The sequence below is a fragment of the Pseudomonas sp. genome, from assembly GCF_026224925.1.
Classification (GTDB): Bacteria; Pseudomonadota; Gammaproteobacteria; order Pseudomonadales; family Pseudomonadaceae; genus Aquipseudomonas.
Genome location: NZ_JAMFRV010000674.1, coordinates 1 through 9101, shown reverse-complemented (window position 1 = coordinate 9101; position 9101 = coordinate 1). Strand labels below are relative to the sequence as shown.

The following is a 9101-nucleotide window of genomic DNA, read 5'->3' as shown; positions in this document are numbered from 1 at the left end:
TGGGTAATACAAACACAGGCCCGGGTAAGTAGGACTCCACTCTGGCAGCAAGTGGACCAGACGGCCGGCTGTCAAATGGTCCGCGACTTGAGCTTCCGGCACCCAGCCGACACCAATCCCGGCCAGTGCAGCCTCAATCATCAGGTTGATGTTGTCCATGGTCATGGGGCCTTCGACGTCGACGCTTGTTCGTATTCCTGCATGCTCAAGATCCCACCGGAACAAGGCGCCGCTGGCAAATCGAAACCGTATGCAGCGGTGCTGCTTGAGATCACTCGGCTCGGTAGGAGCAGGATGGTGTTCGAGGTATTCAGGAGAAGCAACCGCCGCAAAACGAATGTCCGGACCGAAGCGCACGGCGACCATGTCTCGCGGCACGTCATCGAACACACGAATGCCGGCATCGAAGCCGTCGCCAACGATATCCACCAGTTTGCTGTCGGCCACAAACTCGATGTGGATCTGTGGATACTCCGCCAGGAAACCTGGAACCACATGACGAATGAGTGGTTTGATCGAAGATTCCGAGGCGCTGATGCGGATTGAGCCTGAGGGCGTGTTGCGCGTGGAAGTGATCTCATTGACGACGTTCTCCAGATCACCGAGCAGTGGTCGAACGCCACGGAATAACTGCTCGCCGGCCTCCGTCAGCGCGACTGATCGCGTAGTGCGGTTGAATAAACGCATCTCAAGCCGTGCTTCGAGGCCACGCATGGAATGACTCAGCGCCGACGGCGATACCCCCAGCACGCGGGCGGCGCCGCTGAAACTGCGGTGTTCGGCGATCGCAATAAAGGCAGTGAGCTCGGGTAGCCCGGCACGAATCATTTATGAATTTTCCTCAACTACCTATGCACTGTTTGCTGGATTGTTGAGAACACTACAGCAATATAGAGTGGTTTCTCACCTATTAAGGCCATCATTTTCCGCTGTAGGAGCCAACTTGTTGGCGAGGCGTCTTTCCTGGCAAAGCACCGATAGACCTTGGCCAACAAGTTGGCTCCTACAAATCTTTTATGCTTATCAGGAGACTACTCATGCAAAAGCGCACATTAGGCAGCAGCGGCCTCGAAGTCTCGGCCATCGGTTTGGGCTGCATGGGCTTGAGTTTCGCCTACGGCCCGGCAATGGAAAAATCGGCTGCCATCTCGCTGATTCGCAGCGCATACGAAAGTGGTGTCACGTTCTTTGACACCGCCGAGGTCTACGGCCCGTTCACTAACGAAGAGTTGTTGGGAGAGGCCTTGGCGCCCTTTCGCAACGAGATCGTAATTGCGACTAAGTTCGGCTTTAAAAATGGCAATGTGGCGCAGGGGCTCGACAGTCATCCCGACACTATTCGAGCGGTGGTGGAAGCCTCCCTCAAACGCCTGAAAACCGACCGCATTGAGCTTTTGTATCAGCACCGCGTTGACCCGAACGTACCAATCGAGGACGTCGCCGGCGCGGTCAAGCAGTTGATTGAACAGGGCAAAGTCAAACACTTCGGCCTGTCCGAAGCTGGTGTGCAATCCATCCGTCGCGCTCATGCGGTCCAGCCCGTCACCGCACTGCAAAGCGAGTATTCGTTGTGGTGGCGTGAGCCGGAAAAAGACATTCTGCCCGTGTTGGAAGAACTGGGTATCGGTTTCGTGCCCTTCAGCCCCTTGGGCAAAGGCTTCCTGACCGGCGCGATCGACGCTAGCACCTCGTTCGCCAAAGACGACTTCCGCAATGTGGTTCCACGGTTTAACCAAGACAATCGCAAGGCCAACGCGCAACTGGTAGAAGTGCTGGGGCACATAGCCGATGGCAAGGGCGCCACCCGCGCACAAATTGCCATTGCCTGGCTGCTGGCTCAGAAACCCTGGATTGTGCCGATTCCGGGCACGACCAAACCGCACCGCCTTGAGGAAAACAACGGTGCTGCGTCCATCGAGCTGAACTCGGCAGATCTGACCGCCATTGAGTCCGCACTTGCGCACATTACGGTGGTAGGTGAGCGCTACCCTGCTCACTTGCAGCAGAGCGTCGACCGCTAAGTCCGCTCCATATAAACCAGCGCCGGGAAGGTCGACCGAGCATCCGTTGGCTAGACGACCACTGGATACTGCGCACCGTCCATAGTGACGGTGATGCCAGTGATATAGCGGGCTTTGTCTGAGGCGAGGAACAGCACCAGGTCGGCGACCTCCTCCGGCTTCGCCATGCGGCCCATAGGGATTTTTTGCACGCTGCGCTCAATCGCGGCTTCCACCGTAATGCCTGCGTGGCTTGCGTCTGCCGCCATGCCTTCCGCGACGCGACCGGTTTCCGTGAGCCCAGGGCTGACGCCGACTACTCGCACACCCGACGCGGCGTAGGCATTACCAAGTCCAGCGGTCGCCAGCATCAGCGCGGCATTGGCCGAACCTCCGGCCAGATGTATCGGGCTCGCAACCTTGCCGCCAGCACCGATAATGTTGACGATCACACCCTGACCGCGCGCAGCCATGGTCTTAACCACTGGGTCGAGGACATTGATCGTGGAGAAGAACTTGGCGTCCATGGCTGCACGCCATAACGCGGGGGTCAGGTCATCCGGTGGTGAGCGTTTCGCGGCGCCCGCCGAATTCACCAACACATCGATGGGACCCATCTCTCGTATAACGCGCTCTACCAATGCGGCAGCCGCAACATCGTCCGAGAGATCGGCAGCAAAGCCGATGGCGCCTGGCAACACCTCCAGAGCCTTGTCGATATTGGCTTGCGAGCGCGAACTGATCACAACGCGAGCCCCTTCGGCGGCAAACTGCTTGGCGCACGCCAAGCCGATCCCTTTAGAGCCGCCTGTCACCAGGACGACCTTTGCGTCGAAGCTTTTCATGATGGTGTGTCCTTGAAGAGTGTGGTTGCTTGTCCACAGACTACACCCCCACTTCAGTCACACCGCTGAAGAAGTTCGAACTACTTGGCCAAGGCTCACTTCTACGCGATCGGTGAGCCATTGGACGTTTCCGACACGGCTAAGTGAGTCGTCGTCGAATCAGCGTGGTTGTAACACACAACCTGATTACGGCCGCGACGCTTGGCCATATAGGTTGCGTTGTCGGCATGGGCAACCAGCATTTCGAGGTCTGACTCAGGCGTCGGCACAGCATTGATTCCCGCAGAGAACGCGATAAACAAGAGCTGACCCTCCACCATCAAGCCGCTGCGGCAGCTTTCCAGCCAGCGACCCACGACCTCGGCCGCTTCAAGAGGTGTGGTGTCGGGCAAGACGGCGAGAAATTCCTCCCCACCCAAGCGGTACAGCAAATCGTTTTTGCGTGAAATGTGAGACAGATGGGTGGCGAACACTTTCAGCACGCTATCGCCAAACACATGGCCGTAGTTGTCGTTGATCTGTTTGAAATGATCCAGATCGATCATCGCAACCGATACCGGACGGCTGAATTGCATTGCGTCGCTGAGGATCGAGGGCAAGGCTTCTTCCAACTCACGCCGATTGTACAAGCCGGTTAGCGGGTCTCTTCGTGCCTGCCCATGCAAATCGGCCTGCAGGACCAAATTGTCGGCCAGTTGCACATTCAAGGCATCCAGTGTGGCTTGCAGCCGATTTTCAGTTTCCTGGCGATGGGTCATGTCCCGCAGCAGTAGCAGGTGTCCGGCAACGACGCCCGAATCTTCGAGTACCGTCGTCGTCAGTTCAAAATATTGCGGAGGGTCCAACGGCAAGCGAACCGAAATGGGCTGGCGCGGTTGGGCGAGGGACGAATTGACCGTTTGTTGCCAGTAAGAAAGCTTTGAAAACACAGTGCCCAGGGGGCGCGGCGGCACTTGCGCCAGATTGTAGGCGGCCTGGTTCAGGTCAACAATGCGCCCGTCGTTGTCCAGAATAATGACCGAGTCGGTGAGCACATCAAGCAGTGCCCGACGCGCGATAGGCAGCGGGTCACACAGGTCGTTATATGCCAACAGCCAAGCCAGCAGCGGCGCGGTGAGCAAGAATGTAAAGGGGGTTGGGTCGTAGGCGAAGACCAACAACATACCTGTGGCATAAAAGGCGCTCGCAACCAGCGGCACGCTGATCGCAAGCACTATACCGACGTGTATGCGACGGCGTCGGGCAGACAACCTGCGCTGTGCCCATGCAGTGATTGCCATGGTCAGCAGCACGATGATGTAAAGCACGCTGACAGTCAGATAAAAGAACAGTCCGTGGACGTAGTGCAAGGGACCGTTGTCATTGGGCGAGGCGATGACCTGTTGGTACATCGAATGAGCAGGGTTGATGAATGCGACCAGGCAGACGCCCAGACTGACAGCAATCGCAATGGCGCGTAGCGTTGTTGAAACAGGGCGCCGGCTACCAAAGGTGCTGGACCACAACAGGAAGCACGCCAGCAACGGCGCCAAGGTCACGCTGAACCAGGCGAGATTACCGAACACCAAGCGATAATCCGCTGGCAATGGCAAATTCTCGGTCATCGCGCAACCGCTCCACCAGACCGTCGCCCATAGAAAACCGATCAGATCGCGGCGTCCCGGCCCTTCGCGTCGGGGCACCAGTCGCAGGGTCACAACCAATGCGAACGCTGAGGCCAACAGCAACCAAGCTGACGCAGGTATCGAAAACACACGGTCGAGTATCACGGCCAGAATCACCTTGTGAGCGAGTTGCCGGATCGAGGGTGAGTCAGGCAGCGCCATTTTCACACGTCAATAATCCGACGAATGACGTCTCAACATGCAACTAATGGACCGCGCAACACACGACTGCGATTTACCTGTGCGCCAATTCGTGCTTTATGCACTCTTCGTGATACGTCCGCGCAACGCCTTCAGGCTTGAGCCGCGACGCACTGTTATATGTCTGTTCGGTGATACCCATCGCCATCATGCGCATCCAGCTTTGTTGGAACTTTCGGTACTGTAACTTCCTGCGGGCACCGTAAAGGCTAACTCCAGAGAGCTTTGATGCCTGAGCACCTCCTGCGATCCCTGCACCCCAACTGCACACAAAACGGTCGCTCTTGCTCAATTCCCTTGCCTGAGCGCAAAGCGCAACGCTAACCAAGACAATCGTTGCGAGTGTCGACATCAAAATCCGCATGAGGCTAATCCTAAGCGCCTGAAAAGCCGACGATTTTGACAACATGTTCAAAGTCAAAGGGCCAGCAATGCACGGTATTTTTCTCATCAACGCTTAAGCACGCTTTCTCCCGCATGCTTGGGCAACCTGATCACATCTATTAAACCAAAGAGCCCCAAGACCGCCACGCCGATAAAGGCCATCCGGAAGTCGGACGTCTGGGGGTGAACTTCATGGCTCTGCAAAGACATTGAAAAACGCAGCAATAACGCAGCGAAGGTCACCCCAATCCCCATGGCTAACTGGAAGAACATGCTGAACAAGGCCGACGCTTCGCCCATTTGACTCTTCGACACATCGGCGAAACCGATGGAGTTGTAGCAGGTGAATTGCATGGACCGCGATAATCCACCCGCGAATAACACCGCAGCGATCAACCAAAAGGGTGTCGCGGGCGTGAAGCATGCGCACGCCAGAATTGAAATGATCCCAATCACACCATTGACCAACAAGATTTTGCGAAAGCCATAACGACGCATGATCGACGTTGTGAAAGGCTTCATTGCCAGATTGCCAGCGAACACCGCCAGCACTAATGTGCCCGCGTCCACCGGGGATAGCCCGAAGCCCACCTGGAACAGCAGCGGCAGCAAAAATGGCAATGCGCTGATCGCCAGACGAAAGAACGAACCACCAAATACGGTGGCCCGAAAGGTCTTGATAGACAGCGTACTCAGGGGCAATAACGGGTTGGCGTGACGTTTACAGTGCCGGATAGCCAACCCGGCAAGGATCACTCCACAAACAACAAACGCACTGCCGGTGATCAACGCCTTGCCTTCCTGACCTCCGAGCCACTCGAGGCCACCCAAGAGAAGAACGCAGGCGCCCGCCAGCAGCAAAAAGCCTTTCCCGTCAAAGGTACGAACACTGCTTGCGCGGTCTACCGGCACAAGCCACAGCGCGGCAATCAACGCCAGAATGCCCAACGGCACGTTGATGTAAAAAATCCACGGCCACGTGGCATGGGTGACGATCAGACCGCCCACCAGCGGCCCAAGAATTGGTGCCACCAAACCGGGCCACGTAATCAGCGCGATCATGTTCACCAAGTCTTTTTTTGCTGTGTTACGAAGCACCGCGAGACGCCCCACGGGCACCATCAGGGCCCCGCCGATGCCCTGTAGCACGCGCGCCAACACAAACATTTCAAGGTTTTGACTTATTCCACACAAGAACGATGCAACCGTAAAAACCACGATCGCACCAGCAAACACTGTGCGTGTACCAAACCGATCGGCGACCCAGCTTGAAAGCGGAATGAAGATAGCGACTGCAAGAAGGTAGGCGCTGATACCTACGTTCATATCAATCGAAGTAACCCCAAAACCAATGGCCATGCTTGGTAGCGCGGTGGCGATAACCGTCGCATCAAGGTTTTCCATGAAAAACGTCACCGCGACAACCAATGCAATAAGACGGGTTTGGACGCTGATGCCGGGCTCGGCGGCGATGCTTGAATCTGGCGTGGCAGGTGATGTCACGGAGGTGATCCTTTGCGGTTTAAATCAATACTATCGCGCAGTAAGAAGCAAACGTGTAGGCGCGGGCGTCAGCCGCGGGTCTCCCGGATGATTGCGTCGTGACGTTGCTTCACCTCAGGTCGCAAGGCGGTGCCCAGCCCGGCCAATTTAGGTGCGTGGGCGTAACCTGCCTTGATCTCCGGCAGATGGGTGACCAGTTCGCCGTACCACGTGGATAAGGATGCCCGAACCACCTCCTGCAACACGGCCGTGGGCGCATGCAGGCCCAGTTGCAGGCCCGCGAACAGCGCAACAGGCCCAGTACAATCATGGGGTGCGAGCGGTTTGTTGTACACCTGCGCCAATGCAGCGATCTTGCGTGCTTCAGTGAAACCACCGCACCAGACCAGGTCCAACATCAAGTAGTCCATGGAGCCGGCAGCTAACAGGTCACGGTAAGCGACACTGCCGCCCAGGGTCTCACTGGCACAGATAGGCACGCGGGTGCGGTTACGCAAATCCGCCAATGCTCGGGCATCGTCCATTTTGCACAGAGGGTCTTCAACCCAGTAAGGCTCGAACTCTTCAAGCGCCTGACAGATGCGCAACGCCGCGCTGGTGTCCCACAGGCTGTGTAACTCACACATGATTTCGATTTGGTTGCCCACCGCTTGGCGAATCTGCCTGAACGCTTCAACCCCCTCTTTAACCTCGGCCAACGTGATGCTGTTAGCCCCCGCCTGGCGTGCAAAACGGTCGAAGGGCCAGATTTTCATTGCCGTGTAGCCCTCCTCCACCAAGCTGATTGCCAATGCCCCGGCATCGCGACTGAAGGCTAATTGATCGTCATACGGGCCCTGAGCAATGTCCGCCTGGGTGATTTCCCGGCGAGCACCTTGCTGTGTATTGAACTCGTAACCGGCGCAGGTGTTGTACACCCGAATGCGATCACGGCAAGCGCCACCCAACGCTTCATAGATAGGGATGCCATGGCGCTGGCCTTTGAGGTCCCATAGGGCGATGTCCACCGCACTGGCGGCGCGGATTTCAGCACCGGCGCTGTGGAACCCAACATAGGGGGTGGTCAGTTCCAGGGAAATCGCCTCAATCTGCCGCGAGTCGCGACCGACCAAGCCCGGGGCAATCAGCTCATGCACCGCGGCCTCGACAGTCGCGGCGCCTCGAAAGGATTCACCGAGACCGATTAGCCCCTCGTCAGTCTCGATCTCTAGCCAGATCAATTTCGGGCGTTCTGGCAGGCGCAGCGTACGTATGCAGGTAATTTTTGACATTGTTTTTCCTGGGGAGAGCGAGCGCTGGTGAGCGTGCGAGCCGTCGCGCAAGCGCTGCTAAATCGCTTTGCCGCCAACGGCGATACGGTCACCAAGCCAAACCGATACAGGTTTCCAGCTGATCGAACGCACCAGCACCTGAAACCACCCTAAAAAGCGCTGAATAATAGCGCTATCTGTTTATGATAGCGCTATTGTTGTACGACAACTTACAACGCTAGAACGAACACGCTTCGATCCCTATACCCGCACAACAATAATTCGTGGGAGCACTCGACAATGCAAGAACCCAAGCCAACTCGTGTCCGCTATTTAATCCTGCTCATGCTGTTCCTGGTAACCACGATCAACTATGCCGACCGTGCGACCATTTCCATTGCCGGATCCAGTATTCAAAAGGAGCTGGGGCTGGACGCCGTTACCCTTGGCTACATTTTCTCTGCGTTCGGCTGGGCCTACGTGCTGGGCCAGATTCCAGGCGGCTGGCTGCTCGACCGCTTCGGTTCCAAAAAGGTTTATGCAGGTAGCATCCTCACCTGGTCGTTCTTCACCCTACTGCAGGGGTACATAGGCGAGTTCGGGATCGCTACCGCTGTCGTGTTGCTATTTCTGCTGCGCTTTATGGTGGGTCTGGCCGAAGCGCCCTCCTTCCCCGGCAACGCGCGCATCGTAGCGGCATGGTTTCCGACCAAAGAGCGTGGAACAGCTTCAGCGATCTTCAACTCGGCGCAGTACTTCGCCACGGCCCTGTTTGCGCCGTTGATGGGTTGGATCGTTTATCACTTTGGCTGGCAGCACGTGTTCATCGTGATGGGTGCGCTGGGTATCGCGTTTTCAGTGGTATGGCTAAAAGTCATTTATAACCCCAAGGATCACCCCCGCGCCAACGCTGAGGAGATCAAGTACATCGCAGAAAACGGTGGGTTAGTCGACCTTGATGATCAGCACAAGAAGAAAGACGGCGGCCCCAAGTGGGACTACATTCGGCAACTGCTCACCAACCGGATGATGGGTGGCATTTACCTGGGCCAGTTTTGCATAAACGCCCTGACCTACTTCTTCCTCACCTGGTTTCCGGTCTATCTGGTGCAAGAACGCGGTATGACCATTCTGAAAGCCGGATTCATTGCATCGCTCCCGGCCATTTGTGGCTTCCTCGGTGGTGTTCTGGGCGGCTTGTTTTCGGACATGTTGCTACGCCGCGGAAAATCTCTCAGCTTCGCTCGTAAGACT

The 9101-nt window shown here is 56.7% G+C and carries 8 protein-coding genes; 2 read left to right on the top strand and 6 right to left on the bottom strand.

Going from position 1 to position 9101, the window contains the following annotated elements; all coding sequences use genetic code 11:
* Window positions 1-828, bottom strand: an 828-nt coding sequence (locus tag M0974_RS28195) for a LysR family transcriptional regulator (RefSeq protein ID WP_297844903.1), incomplete at its 3' end; no start/stop codon positions are given.
* A gap of 209 nt (window positions 829-1037) precedes the next feature.
* Between M0974_RS28195 and M0974_RS28190 the strand changes: the two genes are divergently transcribed.
* Window positions 1038-2021, top strand: a complete 984-nt coding sequence (locus M0974_RS28190; RefSeq protein WP_297844902.1) for an aldo/keto reductase — start codon at window positions 1038-1040, stop codon at window positions 2019-2021.
* A gap of 50 nt (window positions 2022-2071) precedes the next feature.
* On the opposite strand, the gene M0974_RS28185 is transcribed toward M0974_RS28190, so the two are convergent.
* From M0974_RS28185 to M0974_RS28165, 5 genes are all read right to left on the bottom strand, one after another.
* Complete coding sequence (locus tag M0974_RS28185; protein WP_297844901.1) at window positions 2072-2845, bottom strand: SDR family oxidoreductase; 774 nt, start codon at window positions 2843-2845, stop codon at window positions 2072-2074.
* Between the two features lie 101 nt (window positions 2846-2946).
* Complete coding sequence (locus tag M0974_RS28180; RefSeq protein ID WP_297844900.1) at window positions 2947-4671, bottom strand: diguanylate cyclase; 1725 nt, start codon at window positions 4669-4671, stop codon at window positions 2947-2949.
* A gap of 73 nt (window positions 4672-4744) precedes the next feature.
* Window positions 4745-5074 carry a hypothetical protein gene (locus M0974_RS28175; protein WP_297844898.1) on the bottom strand — a complete coding sequence of 110 codons (330 nt, stop codon included), beginning with the start codon at window positions 5072-5074 and terminating at the stop codon, window positions 4745-4747.
* Between the two features lie 86 nt (window positions 5075-5160).
* Entirely contained in the window at window positions 5161-6549 is a 1389-nt protein-coding gene (locus tag M0974_RS28170) for an MFS transporter (protein ID WP_297844904.1), read from the bottom strand.
* Between the two features lie 116 nt (window positions 6550-6665).
* On the bottom strand, window positions 6666-7868 hold the full coding sequence (locus tag M0974_RS28165) for a mandelate racemase/muconate lactonizing enzyme family protein (protein ID WP_297844897.1): 1203 nt from the start codon (window positions 7866-7868) through the stop codon (window positions 6666-6668).
* A 279-nt stretch (window positions 7869-8147) separates the two neighbouring features.
* Here M0974_RS28165 and M0974_RS28160 point away from each other — a divergent pair.
* A partial coding sequence (locus tag M0974_RS28160) for an MFS transporter (RefSeq protein ID WP_367279063.1) occupies window positions 8148-9101 on the top strand: 954 nt, incomplete at its 3' end.